This is a genomic window from uncultured Aquimarina sp. (genome assembly GCF_947496855.1).
Taxonomy (GTDB): Bacteria; Bacteroidota; Bacteroidia; order Flavobacteriales; family Flavobacteriaceae; genus Aquimarina.
Genome location: NZ_CANMED010000002.1, coordinates 446,479 through 466,100, shown reverse-complemented (window position 1 = coordinate 466,100; position 19,622 = coordinate 446,479). Strand labels below are relative to the sequence as shown.

At 33.8% G+C, this 19,622-nt stretch carries 17 protein-coding genes; 13 read left to right on the top strand and 4 right to left on the bottom strand.

Annotated elements, in window-relative coordinates:
* Window positions 1–5 precede the first annotated feature (5 nt).
* From Q0921_RS07985 to dnaG, 3 genes are all read left to right on the top strand, one after another.
* On the top strand, window positions 6–1,076 hold the full coding sequence (locus Q0921_RS07985) for a hypothetical protein (RefSeq protein WP_299255736.1): 1,071 nt from the start codon (window positions 6–8) through the stop codon (window positions 1,074–1,076).
* Window positions 1,077–1,602: 526 nt separating this feature from the next.
* Complete coding sequence (locus tag Q0921_RS07980) at window positions 1,603–4,617, top strand: T9SS type A sorting domain-containing protein (protein ID WP_299255735.1); 3,015 nt, start codon at window positions 1,603–1,605, stop codon at window positions 4,615–4,617.
* 140 nt (window positions 4,618–4,757) lie between these two features.
* Window positions 4,758–6,719: a DNA primase gene (gene dnaG / locus Q0921_RS07975; RefSeq protein ID WP_299255734.1), complete on the top strand. Its 1,962-nt coding sequence runs from the start codon at window positions 4,758–4,760 to the stop codon at window positions 6,717–6,719.
* On the opposite strand, the gene Q0921_RS07970 is transcribed toward dnaG, so the two are convergent.
* Together Q0921_RS07970 and nadE are read right to left on the bottom strand one after the other, a co-directional pair.
* The gene (locus tag Q0921_RS07970) at window positions 6,716–7,348 is read right to left on the bottom strand and encodes a response regulator transcription factor (protein ID WP_299255733.1); all 633 of its coding nucleotides are present in this window, start codon (window positions 7,346–7,348) and stop codon (window positions 6,716–6,718) included. The genes dnaG and Q0921_RS07970 overlap by 4 nt on opposite strands.
* Before the next feature lie 145 nt (window positions 7,349–7,493).
* Window positions 7,494–8,282, bottom strand: coding sequence for an NAD(+) synthase (nadE, locus tag Q0921_RS07965; protein ID WP_299255732.1), 789 nt, complete (start codon window positions 8,280–8,282; stop codon window positions 7,494–7,496).
* Between the two features lie 166 nt (window positions 8,283–8,448).
* Here nadE and gldB point away from each other — a divergent pair, with 166 nt between their 5' ends.
* From gldB to Q0921_RS07950, 3 genes are read left to right on the top strand one after another with little or no spacing between them, the layout of a single operon-like run.
* Complete coding sequence (gene gldB / locus Q0921_RS07960; protein WP_299255731.1) at window positions 8,449–9,417, top strand: gliding motility lipoprotein GldB; 969 nt, start codon at window positions 8,449–8,451, stop codon at window positions 9,415–9,417.
* A complete protein-coding gene (gene gldC, locus Q0921_RS07955) occupies window positions 9,417–9,755 on the top strand; it encodes a gliding motility protein GldC (protein ID WP_299255730.1) in 339 nt (112 codons plus the stop codon). The genes gldB and gldC overlap by 1 nt, the downstream gene beginning before the upstream one ends.
* A gap of 59 nt (window positions 9,756–9,814) precedes the next feature.
* On the top strand, window positions 9,815–10,180 hold the full coding sequence (locus tag Q0921_RS07950) for a GTPase (protein ID WP_299255729.1): 366 nt from the start codon (window positions 9,815–9,817) through the stop codon (window positions 10,178–10,180).
* Here Q0921_RS07950 and yihA read toward each other — a convergent pair.
* Window positions 10,177–10,782, bottom strand: a complete 606-nt coding sequence (gene yihA / locus Q0921_RS07945; protein ID WP_299255728.1) for a ribosome biogenesis GTP-binding protein YihA/YsxC — start codon at window positions 10,780–10,782, stop codon at window positions 10,177–10,179. The two genes, Q0921_RS07950 and yihA, sit on opposite strands and share 4 nt — an antisense overlap.
* Window positions 10,783–10,795: 13 nt before the next feature.
* The gene (locus Q0921_RS07940; protein ID WP_299255727.1) at window positions 10,796–11,560 is read right to left on the bottom strand and encodes an alpha/beta hydrolase; all 765 of its coding nucleotides are present in this window, start codon (window positions 11,558–11,560) and stop codon (window positions 10,796–10,798) included.
* A gap of 304 nt (window positions 11,561–11,864) precedes the next feature.
* On the opposite strand from Q0921_RS07940, the gene mraZ reads away from it, so the two are divergent.
* From mraZ to murD, 7 genes are read left to right on the top strand one after another with little or no spacing between them, the layout of a single operon-like run.
* On the top strand, window positions 11,865–12,335 hold the full coding sequence (gene mraZ / locus Q0921_RS07935) for a division/cell wall cluster transcriptional repressor MraZ (protein ID WP_299256129.1): 471 nt from the start codon (window positions 11,865–11,867) through the stop codon (window positions 12,333–12,335).
* Window positions 12,322–13,218 carry a 16S rRNA (cytosine(1402)-N(4))-methyltransferase RsmH gene (rsmH, locus tag Q0921_RS07930; RefSeq protein ID WP_299255726.1) on the top strand — a complete coding sequence of 299 codons (897 nt, stop codon included), beginning with the start codon at window positions 12,322–12,324 and terminating at the stop codon, window positions 13,216–13,218. Before mraZ ends, rsmH begins: the two co-directional genes overlap by 14 nt.
* Window positions 13,215–13,526, top strand: a complete 312-nt coding sequence (locus Q0921_RS07925; RefSeq protein ID WP_108801995.1) for an FtsL-like putative cell division protein — start codon at window positions 13,215–13,217, stop codon at window positions 13,524–13,526. Before rsmH ends, Q0921_RS07925 begins: the two co-directional genes overlap by 4 nt.
* A 7-nt stretch (window positions 13,527–13,533) precedes the next feature.
* Window positions 13,534–15,528 carry a penicillin-binding protein gene (locus Q0921_RS07920; protein WP_299255725.1) on the top strand — a complete coding sequence of 665 codons (1,995 nt, stop codon included), beginning with the start codon at window positions 13,534–13,536 and terminating at the stop codon, window positions 15,526–15,528.
* Window positions 15,525–16,988: a UDP-N-acetylmuramoyl-L-alanyl-D-glutamate--2,6-diaminopimelate ligase gene (locus tag Q0921_RS07915; RefSeq protein WP_299255724.1), complete on the top strand. Its 1,464-nt coding sequence runs from the start codon at window positions 15,525–15,527 to the stop codon at window positions 16,986–16,988. Before Q0921_RS07920 ends, Q0921_RS07915 begins: the two co-directional genes overlap by 4 nt.
* A 55-nt stretch (window positions 16,989–17,043) precedes the next feature.
* Window positions 17,044–18,273 carry a phospho-N-acetylmuramoyl-pentapeptide-transferase gene (gene mraY, locus Q0921_RS07910; protein ID WP_299256127.1) on the top strand — a complete coding sequence of 410 codons (1,230 nt, stop codon included), beginning with the start codon at window positions 17,044–17,046 and terminating at the stop codon, window positions 18,271–18,273.
* Between the two features lies 1 nt (window position 18,274).
* Window positions 18,275–19,609 carry a UDP-N-acetylmuramoyl-L-alanine--D-glutamate ligase gene (murD, locus tag Q0921_RS07905; RefSeq protein WP_299255723.1) on the top strand — a complete coding sequence of 445 codons (1,335 nt, stop codon included), beginning with the start codon at window positions 18,275–18,277 and terminating at the stop codon, window positions 19,607–19,609.
* The last annotated feature ends 13 nt before the right edge of the window (window positions 19,610–19,622 follow it).

Here is a 19,622-nt window from a genome sequence, read left to right as displayed (position 1 = left end):
TATTTATGAGAACAATAATAATGTATGTCGTATTAACGACAATGACGCTTAGCGCCTATTTTTTAAATGCCCAAGAGAATGATAATTTGGATAAAATAGAAATATTAAAACAAGAAAAAGAAGAAATAGTAATTTCAGAAAAAAAGGAGCTCAAAGAAGAAGTAGAAGCTATTAATGAACGATTAGTAAAAGGAGAAATAACAACAGAAAAAGCGCAAGGACTGAAGGAAGTTGCTGCAGAAAAACATGCATTAAATATAGAAAATAGATTGGCGATTATTAACAATCAGATTGCTTTAATAGAAAGGAATGATAGTGATTATTTTAATTCTAATAAAGGTAAAATTTCAATAGGCCTTGGTACTAAAGATAAGGATGATGGAGATATCTTATTTGGGTTTAATATTAATACAGGAAAGAAATCAAAGATAAGATATGACAGACGTACCTATTCTGATTTGGTAATAGCTTTTGGGCTGAACAATGTAATAGTAGATGGGCAATCATTAGATGATTCTGATTATAAGATTGCAGGAAGTCGATTTTTTGAGATAGGCTTGGCTTGGAAAACAAGAGTGTTTAAGAATTCTAATTTTATGAGAATTAAGTATGGTATCTCATATCAATCGAATGGATTGAAACCAACAGATAATAGATATTTTGTAGAAAACGGAGATCAAACAGAATTACAAGAGTTTGGAGTAGAGTTAGATAAATCTAAATTTAGAATGGATAATATCGTGGTTCCAGTACATCTGGAATTTGGAGCTTCAAAAAAAGTAGAAACAGAAGAAAAAATTCGATTCTCAACAACAGGAAAGTTTAGGATTGGATTGGGTGGTTATGTTGGTACAAATATTAGTACACGCCAGAAATTAAAGTACAAAGAAGATGGTGATCGAGTTAAGGATAAAATTAAAAGAGACTATAATACCAGTGATCTAATCTATGGGTTAAGTACTTATGTAGGTTTTGGAGACATGTCATTATATGCAAAGTATGATTTATCTCCAATTTTCCAAAATGCATTGGTAGATCAGAACAATGTGTCGTTGGGGTTGCGTTTTGACCTTTAAGAATTACTATAATCGGTAAGGTTCTCTATAGAATTTGAATTTGAAATATCGTACAAGTGCAAAATTGGGTATAATTTAATTTTTTAGTGTTAGCCGATTTTTACGGGGAAAGAGTTGTAAGCAATTACAACTCTTTTTTTGTTTTATAAAAAAGGGTATTTTATTTTAACTGTATTCTGTAAGGGATTGAAGATACTCTACTAATATACTATGAATAGTAGAGTTGTTTTATTTTTGTTAAATATTATACAAAAAATCACCAATTGTTAAATAAATAAATAAACATGAATACCTTAATTTGATTACGGTTTTAAAGTAATATACTGATTGTAAGTATTTTATGACATTTATTTTTTTTTATTCTCTATATAAATGACATATATTTAGATCCCTTGAAATTTTAATTTTTTTAAGGTTTTATTAAAACTCTTACTTATGTTTCTTCCCCTTAATATAAGTTTATAGAGACACTACTTATGTTGAAATTGGTATATAACTATGTAACTGTTAACCAAATTTTATATATATGAAAACAAAATTCTATTACGTAGCATTTTTCATGCTTTGCAGTTTTGGTATGCTTGCCCAAGTAGGACCAAAAGGCCCCACAACTATTGATGTTTCGGCCTATATGAGAGAAATACAGGCGTTTTCCAAAATGGACAACATTATTTCCGCCAAAAACCAAGGACATGTTGCTCCTCCCAAAAGAAGAGGTTCTAATACCGTAGTTCCTGGTAAAGGATTTCCAAAAGGAGAAGATCCTTTTTATACTGGTATAGCCAAAAGCACACCAGGTGTTCAGATGAGAGCACCAGTAGCTTCTTTTGATGCACATATTGGTACAGTCTTAAATGACGCTACAGGAGCAATTGGCCCTAACCATTATGTGTATGCTTTTAACTCCGGTTTTGGTATTTTAGATAGAGCAGGTAATGTTCTGCTGCCAGAAGCGTCACTAGCTACTTTATTTCCAGGAGAGTCTCTGGGAGATCCAGTAGTGGTTTATGATAATTTTGCAGATAGATTTATTATCATGCAATTTAGTAATTCTCCTAATGGATTTTTAATAGCAGTAAGTCAAGGATCAGATCCTGTAAATTCAGGATGGTTTACATATCGTTTTAATACAGGAACATTTCCTGATTATGAGAAATTATCTATCTGGAGTGATGGATATTATATTACTGCTAATAAGGATCAAAGTGCTCCAGATAGTAATGATGTAGTATTTGTGGTAAATAGAGATCAAATGCTTGCAGGTGATGCATCTGCTCAGCTGATTGGTTTCCCTCTTCCTGGAGCAGAAACTAACGGATTTTATAGCCCTGGAGGATCTAATGCTACTGGAACAACATTGCCTCCAGTTGGAGTCGGACACTCTATAATTTATTTACAAGATGATAGTTGGGCAGGTGTTTCTAATGATCACTTGAAAGTTTGGACAACAGATGTTGACTGGGCTACTCCTAGTAATTCTTCAATTTCACAACCGCAAGAGATTACGACTTCTCCGTTTGATAGTGTATTTGATGGAGGTTCATTTCAGAATTTAGATGAACCAGGTAATGGTCCTGATATTGATGCTTTACAAGCTACAATGATGTATATGACTCAGTATAGACGATTTGGAACTCATAATTCAGTAGTATTAAATTTTGTTGTTGATTTAGATGGTACTGATAGCTTAGCGGGTATTCGTTGGTATGAATTAAGGCAAACTGCTGATAGTCAGCCTTGGACAATTTTTCAAGAAGGTACCTATACACAACCAGATGGTTTAAGTGCATTCTGCGGTAGTATAGCACAAGATTCTCAAGGTAATATTGGATTAGCATATACAGTAGTTAGTAGTTCTGTGTTTACTTCACTTAGATATACAGGTCGTCAGGCTAATGATCCTCTTGGTACTATGACAATGGCAGAAGAAGTTTCTGCAGATGGAGATGCTCAAAATAATAGATCAGATGGTCGTTATGGAGATTATGGACAAATGACTATTGATCCATTAGATGACATGACCTTCTGGCATATTGCAGAATATATGAAAGGTCCTGCTCCTAATGTTAGAAGAAGTCATGTAGTCGCTTTTAAGATAGAACCTGCTATAATTGATGAAGAAGCGCCTTCTACACCTACAAACTTAGCTGCATCAAATACAACTGCTAGAGAAACAACTTTAAACTGGGATGCATCTACAGATAATATAGGAGTAACAGGATATGATGTTTATCAAGATGGAGTTGTGGTAACTACAGCTGCTGGTACAACTACTACTATAACAGGTCTAACACCAGAAACAACATATTCTTTCTTTGTAATTGCTAAAGATGCTTCAGGAAATGAATCAGGATCTAGTAATACTGTGAGTATAACTACATTAGAAAGTACTACAGGCCCAGGATGCCTTAATGGAATAGTGGCGCCTTATGCAGAGAGTTTTGAAGCCGGTCTTAGTGCTTGGACTCAAGCAGCAGGAGATGATCTCGATTGGTCTGTAGACGCTGGCGGTACTCCATCTAATAATACAGGGCCTTCTAGTGCTGTAGATGGGGCAAATTATATATATGTAGAGGCTTCTGGTAATGGAACTGGATTTCCTAATAAGCAGGCGATTTTGAATTCACCTTGTTTTGATCTTAATGATGCTACATCTGCTACTTTTTCATTCCAATATCATATGTTTGGAGCTGATAATTTTGGATCTTTAGATGTAGAGGCAAGTAATGACGATGGTGCTACTTGGACTAGTATTTGGAGTCTAAGCGGTAATCAGGGTAATTCTTGGCAAGCTGCTAGTATTGATTTATCAGCTTATTTAGGTTCCGGATTACAGTTAAGATATAATAGAGTAACAGGTAACACATGGAGAGCTGATGCAGCTATTGACGATGTAAGATTAACTACTGCTGGAGGACCAGGAGGTGGAGATTGTGTTTCTGGAGATGTGACATTAAGCATTACTTTTGATAATTATCCTCAGGAAACGTCATGGACATTAACAAATTCTGGAGGAACTGTAGTGGCTTCTGATAGTTATTCTACAGCAAATCCTGATGGATCGACTGTAACTGAAACTTTTGCTAGTTTAGCTAATGATACGTATACATTTACTATTTCTGATTCATTTGGAGATGGTATCTGCTGTGGATTTGGTAATGGTTCTTATACAGTATCAAGCGCTGGAGGGACAATCGTAACTGGAGGAGATTTTGGTAGTTCTGAGGCTACAGATTTCTGTATAGAAGGCGGTGCTAGGTTAGATACATATCCTCTTAGCGGACTTCGCTCTTTAGATAATGAGGCATTTAAGATATATCCTGTTCCAGCTAAAGGAACGTTAAACGTTACTGTTGGGGATAGATCTATTGATAATCTAAAGATTTTCTCTATGTATGGACAACTGGTAAAAGAAATTACTAACCAGGGAACTCAACAACAAATAGATATAAGCAATTTAGCTTCAGGTACATATTTTATTCGTTTTATCTCTGATAAAGAAGAACTTTTGGTAACAAGAAAGTTCATTATTGCAGAATAAAAATTATCCAAGTTATAATTTAGCCACAAGGAGGCTGTCTTTTTTAAGGCAGCCTCTTTGTTTGTATATATAATTGGGAAATGGAGTCTCGATGAATTGTCTTATTTTTGCTAGTTGTATAATATTATATTTATTACTTAATGATTCACAAGTCAACCATAGATACTGTATTCGAAACTGCCAGATTAGAAGAGGTGATAGGAGATTTTGTACAGCTTAAAAAATCAGGAAGTAATTTTAAAGGGTTGAGCCCTTTTAGTGAAGAAAGAACACCGTCTTTTATGGTTTCTCCTGTTAAGCAAATCTGGAAAGATTTTTCTAGTGGTAAAGGAGGTAACGTAGTTGCATTCCTTATGGAACATGAACATTTCACCTATCCTGAAGCGATAAAATATCTTGCAAAGAAGTATAATATAGAAATTGAAGAAACAGAACAAACTGATGAACAAAAAGAACAAGCTAATGAACGAGAAAGCATGTATTTGGTCAGTGAATTTGCAAATACCTTTTTTCAAAATATACTTCATAAAACTGAACAAGGTAAGGCGATAGGTTTGTCTTATTTTAAAGAACGAGGTTTTACTACAGAGACAATACAGAAATTCGGCCTAGGGTATTCTCCGGATACTTGGGATGCATTTACATCGGAAGCAATAAAAAAGGCTTATAAGCTAGAGTTTTTAGAGAAAACAGGACTTACCATTGTAAAAGAAGAAAAGCAATTTGATCGATTTAAAGGAAGAGTAATGTTCCCTATTCAATCAATGTCTGGTCGTGTGTTAGGTTTTGGCGGAAGAATTTTGACCAATGAAAAGAAGGCTGCAAAATATCTAAACTCCCCAGAAAGTGATATTTATCATAAGAGTAAAGTGCTTTATGGTATATATCACGCGAAGCAATCAATAGCAAAAGAAGATAATTGTTATTTAGTAGAAGGGTATACAGATGTAATTCAGTTTCATCAAACAGGAGTTACAAATGTGGTATCTTCTTCTGGTACTGCGCTTACGTCAGATCAAATTAGATTGATAAATCGGCTTACTAAAAATATTACTGTTTTGTTTGATGGAGATGCTGCAGGTATGCGGGCATCTATCAGAGGGATCGATTTGATTCTAGAACAAGGGATGAATGTAAAAGTATGCAGTTTTCCTGATGGGGAAGATCCAGATAGTTTTGCAAAGCAAAATACATTAGAGGAGCTGACGGCTTACTTAGAAGAAAATGCTCAGGATTTTATAAGATTTAAAGCTTCGCTTTTACAAGAAGAATCTAAGACAGATCCTATTAAAAAAGCAGAATTAGTAAGGGATATGGTAGCGAGCATCGCTAAAATCCCTGATGTTATTAAACGAGAAATCTATGTGCAGGAGTGTTCACGTATTATGGACATTTCAGAAGATGTACTTTTCGATACGTTAGCTCAAATTCGTAATGTTGATATGAAAGATCAACGAAAACAACAAAAAGAGGTTAAAAAACCTTTAGAAGTTGTTAAAGAGCAAGTACAACAGCAACCTAAGATAAATGAGCAAAACGGTCTGGAAAAAAAGATTATCGAAATCTTATTATTATATGGAACTCATGAAGAAGAGTTTGAGGATCTTATTATGAAAGAAAATGATGAAGGAGAGCTTATTCTAGAGCCAGAATTATATACTACAAAAGTTTTTGAGAAGATATACCTAGATCTTCAAGAAGATGAAATTGAATTTACACAAAGTACATTTAAGGAAGTATATAAAATTCTGATGGATCAGTTAAATCAGCAAGAGGATTTTAAAATTGATCATTTCATAAATATAATTCCACCAGAGATTGCTTATGAAATTACAGAAATTATGATGAACGAAGAACGACACTCTCTTCACAGATGGGTAGACATGGAGATTCATGTAAAGAAGAAAGAACATTCTGTATCACAGTATGTTTCTGATACAATTCTTAATTTGAGAAGGTTTTTGATTAACGAAAAAATAAATGAGCTTTCACAGGAAGTGAAAGCCCAAAATTTTGATGATAATAGAAATATCCTCGAGGATATTAATAATTATTATACCCTAAGAAGACTGCTATACAGAAAATTAAACCGTGTGATTTAATTAATATGTAGTAATCTACTTTGATGAATTAGATCCGCTAGATTATCTACTTTTAGTTTCTTAAGTAATCTAGTTTTGTATGTGCTAACGGTTTTTTCGTTTATGGATAAAGTGCTAGCAATATCTTTATTACGTTTTCCCGAAGACAATAAATTCAATACTTCTATTTCTCGAGAAGATAGTTTCTTGTATTTCACAACCATATTGTTTTCGTTGGTATTACCATTCGCTAACTGTTGAGTTAGATTATCATTAAGGTAAATACCACCACGAGCAACACGCTCTATTGCTTTCTTAAGAGTTTTAGTAGCAACTGTTTTTGATAAATATGCAGAGGCACCGGCTTTAATAGCACTTAGTGCGTACATTTCTTCAGGATGAGAGCTAAAAATAATAACTTTAATTCCTGCGAATTCTTTTTTTATGGTTCGCAATGCCATAATGCCATTAATTTGAGGCAAGTCTAATTCCATGATCAATATGTCAGGAGTATTAGATTTCAAAATATCATACATTTCATTTCCGTTACTTACTTTTCCGATGATTTCAAAATCTTCAGAGTTTCTAAGTAAAGAAACAATCCCTTTTCTAGTAATAGGATGATGATCTGCGATTAGTACGTTTGTCATTCTTGTTTACAATTGATAAATGTTAATTTTTAATTTAAAGGGGTTAACATCTCTAGGGGTAATTCTGATATTTAATTTTATTGCAAAATTACTAAGAACTACTAGTCGTAAACTTTTTTTTACGAAGTTATCGATAAAATGTTATTTAAATCAGATCAACGGGTATCTCACAGACAGGAATCGGTATCATTTTGTGTTGATTTACCGTATTTAAACGGGAATAAATATTAAAGACCTCTTGTTCTCGGCCAGAAAAATCCTCATTTTTCTTACCTAAGTCCTTCATTTTCATAGCCCATTCCAATTCGTCATAACTCGCTCCAATCTGATCTTCATCACTTCTGCTATCTCCAAATAAACCATCAGTTGGAGTAGCAACTTGTATCGAATCAGGTACTTCTAGTATTCTTGCTAATTCATAAACTTCACTTTTTAATAAATCTGCAATTGGACTTATATCAACGCCGCCATCACCATATTTAGTATAAAAGCCTACACCAAAATCTTCAACTTTATTTCCAGTACCAGCTACCAAGTAACCATGTAGTCCGGCTAAATAGTATAAGGTAGTCATTCGTAAACGCGCTCTGGTATTGGCTAGAGACAAGTTTAAGCGTGCGTCAGAACCACTTTTTGGAACAGAATTTTTAAATTCTTCAAAAACTGGTGTTAGATCTACTTGGGTGTCCGATACTTTGCTAAATCGTTTTTTTAATTGTGCAATATGTTCTTGTGCTCGGGTTACTTGGCTTTGTGCTTGATGTATTGGCATTTCTACACATAAAACGTTTAAGCCTGTTTTGGCACATAAAGCAGAGGTAACTGCACTGTCAATTCCTCCGCTAATTCCAACAACAAATCCACCAATATTTGCCTTAGTCGCGTAATCTTTCAACCAATGTACAATATGGTCGATTACTTTTTCAGTTTGCATATTTTATTTTTTTAGTAATGATTGTATTAAAGTTAATATTGCTTTTGTAAACAATTATCTTGCAAAACGTAATTTGATAATATTAAATTTGTGGTTATAAAATTAATAAAAAAAGATGGCGTTAAAGGGTAAGGCTAATTATTTATGTAGATATGATAATATTATAATGAAGTGTACTAAGTTTTTAAAAAAAGTTATAGTTTTTTGCATTTTATGCTCATGTGCAAAAGAAAATAAAATCGAAAAAGAAATAACAGCAATACCTATGGAAATCGGTGTTGAACGTTTTGACAGAATTTTTGCCGACGTAACAGCAGAAAATTTGGCGGATGTAAAGATGAGGTATCCTTTTTTGTTTCCAGAAAAAACGCCGGATAGTGTTTGGATGAAAAAAACCGAAGATACTATACAATTGGAAATTAATAGGGAAGTAGAAAAAGTCTTTAGCAATTTCTCAACAGAAAAAGAGCAAATCCAATCGCTCTTGCAACACGTGAAATATTATTTTCCAGAAGTTACAAAGCCAAGAGTAATTACTGTAACATCTAATGTCGATTATCAACGAAAAGTTATCTTATCAGATAATTTGTTAATTATTTCTCTTGACACTTATTTGGGAGCTGATCATCACTTTTATAGTGGAATACAGGCGTACCTTAAAAGTCACTTTGTAAGGGATCAAATTTTACCAGATATAGCTACTATGTATGCCAGACAATTGGTTGAATTGCCACGAAACAGAACTTTTTTGGCAAATATGATATATTATGGAAAAGAAATGTATCTAAAAGACTTGTTTCTCCCTAGCTTTTTAGACAGTCAGAAAATGGCATATACAGAAGATCAATTTGCTTGGATGCAAGCAAACGAAGAAGAAATATGGAGGTATTTCATTGATCGTCAATTATTATATAGTACAGAAGCTGATTTGTTACCTAGATTCTTGTATCCAGCACCTTTTTCTAAGTTTTATTTAGAAGAAATCGATCAGGAGGCACCAGATAGAGTAGGACAGTATATAGGTTGGAAAATAGTAGGCTCGTATATGAAAAATAACAATGTATCTTTGCGACAATTATTATTAACAGATGCTGAAACGATTTTTAATACTTCAAAATATAAACCCGCAAGATAATGGCAGATACTCATAAATCCGAAATCAAAATTGAAATAGAACTTGATGAAAATAAAGTTCCAGAAAAGTTACACTGGACTGCTAAAGATGGAGGGATTGAAAATGAAGAAACCAAGGCAATGTTATTATCCGTTTGGGATAATAAAAGTAAGGAAAGTCTTCGGATTGACCTATGGACAAAGGATATGCCTGTTGATGAGATGAAGGTGTTTTTTCACCAGACTTTAGTATCAATGAGCGAAACATTTAATAGGGCTACACAAGATGAAAAGATGTCTGCAACAATGAAGGATTTTTGTGATTATTTCGCAGAGAAACTAGAGTTAAAAGAAAAATAATCTAATTTTGATATAAGAGATTACCCTTTTTGACGACTAAAGCGTCAAAAGTCGAAAGGTTGAAAAGAACAATTATATTCATATACAATGCTGATTCAAATGTTTGGAGTAAGTATTTAGGTTTTGCACATAAAATTATAAGCCCATCTACCTATTCTTGTGATCTTTGTAGTTTAACACACGGAAATTTTTCGGAAAACAGTATATGGAAGGAGTTTAGAGAAACTACTCCTTATGAATTTGTTTTTAAGTATAAAGATGAATTTATAGAAGAGCTTAAGGATGTTGAATATCAAAAGTTTCAGCTTCCTGTTATTCTAGAGAGAAAAGGAACTATATCGAATGTTTTGGTAAATGCTGAGAAACTTAATTTGATGAATTCTGTAGAAGATTTAATAGCATTTTTAAGAGAGAAATTGACTTAAGAATTAGCCATTTTCTGATTTATATCTTGTATGTAGTTTAGTACTTCGTCTTTACCTAATCCAGAAGAAGATGAGCTAATAAAATAGTTGGGCATTTCTTCCCAGTGCTTTAGCATTTCTTTAGTGTAAGCCTCAATGTTTGAGGGTAATTTTGTTTTTGTGAGTTTATCTGCTTTCGTAAAAACTATAGAAAAGGGGATTTGGTTTTCACCTAGCCATTGCATGAATTCCAAATCAATTTTCTGGGGTTCATGTCTAGAATCTATTAATACGAACGCAGAAACTAGCTGAGTTCTCTTAGCAAAATATGCTGTAATAAATTTCTGAAATACTTTTTTAGATGATTTTGAAACTCTTGCGTATCCATATCCTGGTAAATCTACTAAGAACCAATTTTTATTAATTAAAAAATGATTTATCAGTTGAGTTTTTCCAGGTCTTCCAGATGTCTTTGCTAGACTTTTTCGACTGGTTAACATGTTAATTAAAGAAGATTTACCTACATTGGATCGCCCGATAAAAGCATATTCTGGCAAATCGTTTTTTGGACATTTTGCTACATCACTGTTGCTCATTACAAATTCAGCGCTACTAATCTTCATAAACTATAGTTGATTAGAAATTACGCTCCTGCAACCAAGAATGTAATAATTTATTAAACTCTTCTGGATGTTCCATCATTGCAGCGTGCCCACATTTATCTATCCAATATAAATCAGAATCTGGTAACAATCTATTAAAATCATCTGCAACTTCGGGAGGGGTAACATTATCATTTCTGCCCCAAATAATACAAGTTGGAGTTTTCATGTTAGGTAGATCTTTGGCCATATTATGTCGTATGGCACTTTTAGCAATTGCTAATGTTCTTATAAGCTTATTTCGATCATTAACAGTAGCATATACTTCATCAACAATTTCTTTAGTGGCAATTGCGGGATCATAAAATACATTTTCTGCTTTAGCTTTTATGTATTCATAATCGCCTCGTTTAGGGTAGCTTTCACCCATGGCGCTTTCATAAAGTCCTGAGCTACCTGTTATTATTAAGGCTTTTACTTTTTCAGGAAACATTTTAGTACATAATAGTCCAATGTGTCCTCCAAGAGAATTACCCAGTAAGATTACTTCTTTGTAACCAAGCTGATCGATAAAGTCTTTAAGGTATTTAGCAAAAGTACCAACGCTAGTTTTTATCAACGGCATTTCATATAGCGGAAGCTCAGGTATGAGAACCTTGTATCCATTTTCTGGAAAATAAGTACTTACACCGTCAAAGTTGCTTAAGCCACCCATCAATCCGTGTAAAATCACGATTGGTGTGCCTTCCCCTAATTCAAGATAACTGAATTTTCCGTCTTTTTTTAATTCGTGCTTCATTAATACTTCTTACAAGAATTAGAAGCAAATATAGCATTTTCATAATTAGTTTGAAGATTTTTTATCATTAGTGCGATATGATTTTTTTAGATTTTTTCAATCGGTCATTTTTTTTAATCATGAATACGTCAAAACCAAGATTTTATAACCCTAAGAGTACTTTATTGATAAACAAAATATTAAAGTTCATGAACATATCTGACCTCGCTTTTGAGTGACAACTTATTAACAATGTGGTAGATTGTGGTAAAAAGTGGTAAATTTTTCAATATATTTGACTAATTATAGCAGCAAGAAAGGAAAAGTGGTAAATCTTATAGGTACATACGAGTGTAAAGCAGACGCTAAGGGGCGTCTGATGATCCCTGTTGCTTTTAAAAAACAACTTTCACCTGTATTGCAAGATGGATTTGTGTTGAAAAGAGCTGTGTTTCAGCCTTGTTTGGAGTTATATCCTATGGAGGAATGGAATCTTTTGATGCAAAAAATGAATAAGCTAAATCGGTTTAAAAAGAAAAATAATGATTTTATCCGAAGGTTTACAGCGGGAGTGAAAGTAGTAGAAATTGATGCGAGCGGACGTCTTTTGATACCTAAAGATTTGATAAGTTTTGCAGGAATCAAAAAAGAATTGGTTTTGTCTTCTGCTGTTAATATTATAGAAATTTGGGATAAGGATCAGTACGAAAAAGTAATTGATGATACCGCAGTTGATTTTGCTGACCTTGCCGAAGAAGTAATGGGATTTGACGATGAAACAGATGGAATATCATAACCCAGTTTTATTAAAAGAAACTGTCGATGGTCTAGCGATCAAACCTGATGGAGTTTACGTAGATGTGACTTTTGGTGGAGGAGGTCATTCTAGAGAGATTTTAAAAAGACTTGGAGAGAAGGGTAAATTATATGCTTTTGATCAGGATAAAGATGCATTAACTAATGTTATTGATGATGAGAGGTTTGTTTTGATTAATGAGAACTTTAGGTTTATCAAGCGTTTTCTTCGTTTTCATGGAGTGCGAAAAGTAGATGGGATTTTAGGAGATTTTGGAGTTTCATCTCATCAATTTGACGTTGCAGAACGAGGTTTTTCTACACGGTTTGAAGCGGATTTGGACATGAGAATGAATCAGGGTGATGAGTTGTCAGCTTATCATGTGATCAATGAATACGACGAATCGAATTTGAGAACGATGTTTTTTCAGTATGGAGAGTTAAGAAATTCTCCTAAGCTGGCTAGAGCTATTGTTAACTCAAGAAAAGAAAAACCTATTAAGACGAGTGTAGAGTTAAAAGAAGTGCTAAAGCCATTTATGGTAAAATATAAAGAGCATAAAATATTGGCACAAATATATCAGGCAATTAGAATTGAAGTAAATCAAGAAATCGAAGTATTAAAAGAGTTTTTAATGCAAACACAAGATGTGTTAGATGAAGGCGGAAGAATTAGTATGATATCATATCATTCTTTAGAAGATAGATTAGTAAAAAGATATATCAGAAGCGGTATGTTCGAAGGAGAACCCGAAAAGGATATGTATGGTAATATATCTGTGCCTTTCAAAAAAGTGGGAGGACTTATAATTCCTGCGGATGAGGAGATTAAAATAAATAACAGAGCGCGAAGTGCGAAACTAAGAATAGCGAAAAGAATTTGAAGCAAACAGTATACGATATATTAAAGGGTAAGTTTCTAATTGCTGATGATGCAATGAAGAACTGGCGTATGCTTCTCTTTTTGTCATTTTTGGCAATCATTATGATTGCGAGTTCTCATAACGCAGAAAGTAAAGTTCATGAGATTGCAAAACTAAATAATGAAGTACGAGAATTAAGAACTCAGTTTGTAGATGGTAGAACAGAATTGATGCAATTAAAGATGGAATCATCTGTCATCGAAAAAATGACAAAAAAAGGAATCAAAAGACCAACAAAACCACCACAAAAAATAATAGTAAAAGAATAAAGTTGTTTTGGCAGTAAAAGATAAAAACATATTAAACAGGTTATACTTCATTGCGGGATGTATGTTCATCTTCGCAATTTTAGTTGTGGTAAAGCTGGCAAAGACACAATTCGTAGAAGGTGATATGTATCGTGCTAAGGGAGAGCAGCGTGTTTTCAAAACATTTGATATACCAGCAAACCGTGGCAATTTGTATGATAGTAAGGGCAATTTGTTGGCTACATCCGTACCTAAGTATGATATCCGTTTTGATGCTGTTACTGTTACAGATAAAGATTTTAGAGAAAATATTAAGGAGTTATCTAAAGCATTGTCAAAAGAGTTTGGTAAATCTGCAGAACATTATGATGATGTATTAAGGAGGGCTAGAGATAACAAAAATAGGTATTTTTTAATTCGAAGAAATCTTGGGTATTCTCAGTACATGCGTGTTAAGAATTTCCCTTTATTGAAATACGGTGCAAACCGTGGTGGATTGATTGTAGAACAACGAACAATTCGAGAGCATCCAATCGGGAAAATAGCAGAAAGAACTGTTGGGTACGAACGCCGCGATGATCAAGGCTATTATACCAGAGTTGGTTTAGAAGGTGCTTATGGGCCTTTTTTAAGAGGAAAAGAAGGGAAACGTAAAAAACAAAAAATCGCAAAGAATCAATGGAAACCTATTGGAGATGCTAATGAAGTAGAGCCTCAGGATGGGTATGATGTTATTTCTACAATAGATGTGAATGTTCAAGATATTACACATCACGCCTTATTGGCACAATTAGAAAAGTTTGAAGCGGAACATGGAACGGTCGTGGTGATGGAAACTAGAACTGGAGAGATAAAAGCAATTTCTAATCTTGGTCGTACCAAATCAGGTAAGTATTATGAGAAGTTGAATTATGCCGTAGGAGAATCTCACGAACCAGGATCAACTTTTAAATTGATGGCCTTGGTTGCTGCGTTAGAAGATAGAGTGATTGATTCTAGTTATGTGGTAGATACTGAGAATGGTCGCGTGAAATTTTATGATAGAGTTGTAAAGGATTCTAAATGGGGGGGATATGGCAAAATATCTGCGGCGAAAGCATTCGAATTATCATCAAATACTGCTTTTGCAAAAATAATCGATGAAAATTATAAGAATGATCCAAAGAAGTTTGTGAACCGATTAATGAATATGGGGTTACACAAAACATTGGGATTATCTATTAGAGGTGAAGGTAAACCAAAAATTCCTTATCCCGGTGATAAAGATTGGTATGGTACTACATTGCCTTGGATGGCACACGGATATGGTGTGGCGTTGACTCCATTACAAGTATTAGCTTTCTATAATGCTATTGCCAATGACGGAGAGATGGTAAAGCCACGTTTTATAAAGGAAGTAAAAGCTTGGGATAAAACCAAAGAAAGGTTTGATAAAGAAGTGCTTAATCCTGCAATATGTTCTAAAGAAACTGCAAAAATTGTACAGGAGATAATGAAGAATGTAGTGATTAGGGGAACAGCTGATAACATACAGACGGAGAATTTTCAGATAGCAGGAAAAACAGGGACATGTTGGGGTAACTATGGGAAAGCTAAAGAAAGAGAATATATATCCTCCTTTGCGGGATATTTTCCTGCAGAAGACCCTAGATATTCCTGCATAGTTGTTATTCATAAGCCTAATAAGAAAAAAGGATACTATGGAAATATTGTCGCAGCTCCGGTTTTTAAAACAATCGCTTTAAAAGTTTATAATGATATTCCTGTTGTGGATGAGGTGTCTTCTAGCATAGTTGAAAGCAAAGAGATAGCAAAGAGCTATGAAGAATACTTTCAGAAAGCACGAAAATATAAAACTATAATGCCAAACCTAAAAGGAATGCCCGCTATGGATGTTATTTCTCTTTTAGAAAATATGGGATTAAAAGTAGAAGTAAAAGGCTCGGGTAAAGTAAAGAGTCAATCTATAGAACCAGGAGCTAAAGTACAAACCAATCAAACTATTAGAATAGAATTATCGTGATCGAGCTAAAAGATATTTTATATAAAGTTCCTATGAATGCTGTGGTTGGAAACACAACGACAAGCATTAAAAAGGTTGAATTCGATTCAAGAAAAGTCGAACAGAATGATGTGTTTGTCGCCATCAAGGGAACTGAGGTCGATGGTCATGATTACATAGAAAAAGCTATTAATCAAGGTGCAATAGCTATCATATGTGAAACAATGCCAGAATTCTTGATTGATGGTTTAGTTTATGTTCAGGTAGAAGATGCACAGAAAGCGCTGGCGATTATCGCAGCTAATTTTTATGAGGGCCCATCAGAGAATTTAAAACTTGTTGGAGTAACAGGTACTAACGGGAAAACAACCATAGCTACTTTGTTGTATCAACTCTTTAAAAAGGCTGGTTATAAAGTAGGATTGTTGTCTACTGTGAAAATACTTGTTGATGATTTAGAATATAAGGCAACCCATACAACGCCAGATTCTTTAACAATAAACTACTACCTAAAGGAAATGAATGATGCTGGTGTAGAATATTGTTTTATGGAAGTAAGCTCTCATGGGATTGATCAGAAGCGTACAGCTGGATTGGTGTTCGAAGGAGGTGTTTTTACGAATTTGTCACATGATCATCTTGATTATCACAATACATTTAAAGAATACAGGGATGTAAAAAAAGTGTTTTTTGATGAATTAGGAAATAAGGCGTTTGCATTGACTAACAAAGATGATAAAAACGGAAGCTTTATGCTTCAAAATACTAAGGCGAAGCAATATACGTATGCTCTAAAATCTTATGCTGATTTTAGAGGGCAGATTTTAGAAAATAGTCTCGGTGGCTTACTGTTGAAGATAAATGATAATGAAGTTTGGACAAGACTTATAGGGAGCTTTAATGCTTATAATCTGTTAGCAATTTTTGGGACTGCAGAATTATTAGGACTCGAAACATTGGAGATTTTACAACTATTAAGTGATCTAGAAAGTGTTAGTGGAAGATTTCAATATCTAATTTCTGATAAAAAGATTACTGCTATAGTTGATTATGCACACACACCTGATGCTTTGAAGAATGTTTTAGAAACAATTAATGATATACGTACTAATAATGAAACTTTAATTACCGTTGTGGGGTGTGGAGGTGATAGGGATAAAGGGAAAAGATCTGTGATGGGCAATATCGCTACAACATTAAGTAATAAAGTGGTTTTTACGAGTGATAACCCAAGAACAGAGAGTCCGGAGAAGATTATAGAGGATATAGAGAAAGGTGTAGAACCTCAGAATTATAAGAAAATGATTTCAATTTCAGATAGAAAGCAGGCTATAAGAACTGCTTGCCAATTTGCAGAAGAGAACGATATTATTTTGATAGCAGGAAAAGGTCATGAAACCTATCAGGAAACAAATGGAGAAAGATTAGATTTTAATGATTTTGAAATAGTAAAAGAAGAATTAAAAAAAATAGGAAAATAAATAAATCCTTTCAGTTGTATTCTGTTTAGAATGGAGCTAAAAGGTGAAGATATATATGTTATATTATTTGTTTCAATATTTAGAAAGTGAATACCAATTTCCTGGAGCATCCTTGTTTCAGTTTATCACATTTAGAGCAGCAATGGCAATTATTCTATCGCTATTGATTTCCACTATTTATGGTAAACGAATCATAGTTTTTTTGCAGAAAAAACAGATGGGCGAAAGCATTAGGGAGCTTGGTTTAGACGGGCAGGCTGAAAAAGCAGGCACTCCAACTATGGGTGGTATTATAATCATTCTAGCGACACTGGTTCCTGCATTACTTTTTGCTAAGCTTGATAATATTTATATCATCCTCTTGATTATAACCACTTTATGGATGGGTGTTATTGGTTTTACAGATGATTATCTAAAAATAAAAAAGAAAGATAAAGAAGGATTAGCCGGAAGATTTAAGGTAATAGGTCAAGTGGGGCTTGGACTTATCGTGGGTTGTACTATGTATTTTCATGATGATATTACAGTTAAAGAAGAAAAGGTTAATTCTGATATTGAACAAGTTGTGAAAGTAGAAAGTCAATCTGATTTTAACCCTGCAATTAAATCTACGAAAACAACTTTACCGTTTATTAAAAATAACGAGTTCGATTATGCTAGTTTGATTACATGGATCAATCCCAGTCTAGTTAATTATGCTTGGTTAGTTTTTATTCCTATTGTGATTTTTATTGTGACAGCTGTTTCTAATGGCGCTAATCTTACCGATGGAATCGATGGATTGGCCGCTGGTTCTTCTGCGATTATTGTGCTCACATTGGCATTATTTGCTTGGGTATCAGGTAATATTGTTTTTTCTGATTATCTCAATGTAATGTATATCCCTAATTCTGGTGAGATGACTATTTACATAGCGGCGTTTGCAGGAGCATTGGTCGGTTTTTTATGGTATAACACCTATCCAGCGCAAGTTTTCATGGGAGATACTGGTAGTTTAACAATTGGAGGTATAATAGCGGTAATTGCAATTGCAATACGAAAAGAGTTTTTAATTCCGATTGTATGCGGAATCTTTTTTATAGAAACCTTATCGGTTATGATGCAGGTAAGTTGGTTTAAATATACCAGAAAAAAATATGGTGAAGGAAGAAGGATATTTCTGATGTCCCCATTACATCATCATTATCAGAAAAAAGGAATACACGAAAGTAAGATTGTAGCTAGATTCTGGATCATTGGAATTTTTTTGGCAATCATCGCTGTCATTACTTTAAAAGTTAGATAAAGTGAAAAAACTAGTAGTTCTTGGTGCAGGAGAAAGTGGAGTTGGAACCGCGGTTTTGGGTAAAAAAGAAGGTTTTGATGTCTTTGTTTCAGATAAAGGAACAATTACAAATCATTATAAAGAAGTTCTTAGAAATTTTGAAATCGAATGGGAAGAGCAACAGCATACAGAAGATGAAATTCTGAAAGCAGATGTGGTTATGAAAAGCCCTGGAATTCCGGATAATGTAGCTCTAGTTAAAAAACTAGTAGAGCAACGAGTACCTGTAGTATCTGAAATAGAATTTGCATCAGAGTTTACATCAGCTAAAATTGTTGGGATAACAGGAAGTAATGGTAAAACTACAACAACAATGCTTACGCACTATGTGCTTAAGAATGGAGGTTTGGATATAAGTATGGCGGGTAATATTGGAGATAGTTATGCAAAACAGGTAGCAGAAAATGATACTCCATATTATGTGTTAGAATTAAGTAGTTTTCAGTTAGATGGGATTAAAAAATTTGCACCGCATATTGCTGTGCTAACAAATATTACACCGGATCACTTGGATCGATATGAATATAAATTTGAAAATTATATCGCTTCAAAATTTAGGATTACAATGAATCAAACAGAAAGTGATTATTTTATCTACAATGGAGATGATGAGGTAATTACAAAGTATATAGAAGAGCATCCTATTCGTTCAAAATTATTACCATTTTCATTAAAGAAAAAGGTAGAAAATGGGGCGTATTTGGAAGGAGAAAATATAAAAATAACAATAGACAACAACGAATTTATCATGCCAACAAAAAAATTAGCATTAGAAGGAAATCACAACGTGAAAAATGCAATGGCAGCAGCCACTGTATCACAATTATTGAAAATTAGAAAGACAACGATACGAGAATGTCTTGAAAATTTTCATGGAGTAGAGCATCGTCTTGAGAATGTTCTTAAGATAAACAATGTTCAGTATGTGAATGACTCTAAGGCAACAAACGTTAACGCTACTTTTTATGCTTTGGATGCCATGAAATCAGCAACAGTATGGATCGTTGGAGGTGTCGACAAAGGAAATGATTATACCGAATTGTACCCTCTAGTCAATGAAAAAGTGAAAGCAATTATTTGTTTAGGAGTAGATAATACCAAGATAATTAATGCTTTTGGTAACTGTGTAGATAATATAGTTGAAACACAGTCTATAAAAGAAGCTGTTAATATGGCTTATAAAATAGCAGAGCGAAATGAAAATGTGTTGTTGTCACCAGCTTGTGCAAGTTTTGATCTTTTTAAAAATTACGAAGAGCGTGGGAGGCAATTTAAAGAAGCTGTACGTGAGTTGTAGTGAAGTAAAAGAG

Excerpts from the sequence above, each read along its gene's own strand:
- Q0921_RS07985 (WP_299255736.1), top strand. The coding sequence starts at position 6 with ATGAGAACAATAATAATGTATGTCGTATTAACGACAATGACGCTTAGC.
- Q0921_RS07980 (WP_299255735.1), top strand. The coding sequence starts at position 1,603 with ATGAAAACAAAATTCTATTACGTAGCATTTTTCATGCTTTGCAGTTTT.
- dnaG (WP_299255734.1), top strand. The coding sequence starts at position 4,758 with ATGATTCACAAGTCAACCATAGATACTGTATTCGAAACTGCCAGATTA.
- Q0921_RS07970 (WP_299255733.1), bottom strand. The coding sequence starts at position 7,348 with ATGACAAACGTACTAATCGCAGATCATCATCCTATTACTAGAAAAGGG.
- nadE (WP_299255732.1), bottom strand. The coding sequence starts at position 8,282 with ATGCAAACTGAAAAAGTAATCGACCATATTGTACATTGGTTGAAAGAT.
- gldB (WP_299255731.1), top strand. The coding sequence starts at position 8,449 with ATGAAGTGTACTAAGTTTTTAAAAAAAGTTATAGTTTTTTGCATTTTA.
- gldC (WP_299255730.1), top strand. The coding sequence starts at position 9,417 with ATGGCAGATACTCATAAATCCGAAATCAAAATTGAAATAGAACTTGAT.
- yihA (WP_299255728.1), bottom strand. The coding sequence starts at position 10,782 with ATGAAGATTAGTAGCGCTGAATTTGTAATGAGCAACAGTGATGTAGCA.
- Q0921_RS07940 (WP_299255727.1), bottom strand. The coding sequence starts at position 11,560 with ATGAAGCACGAATTAAAAAAAGACGGAAAATTCAGTTATCTTGAATTA.
- rsmH (WP_299255726.1), top strand. The coding sequence starts at position 12,322 with ATGGAATATCATAACCCAGTTTTATTAAAAGAAACTGTCGATGGTCTA.
- mraY (WP_299256127.1), top strand. The coding sequence starts at position 17,044 with ATGTTATATTATTTGTTTCAATATTTAGAAAGTGAATACCAATTTCCT.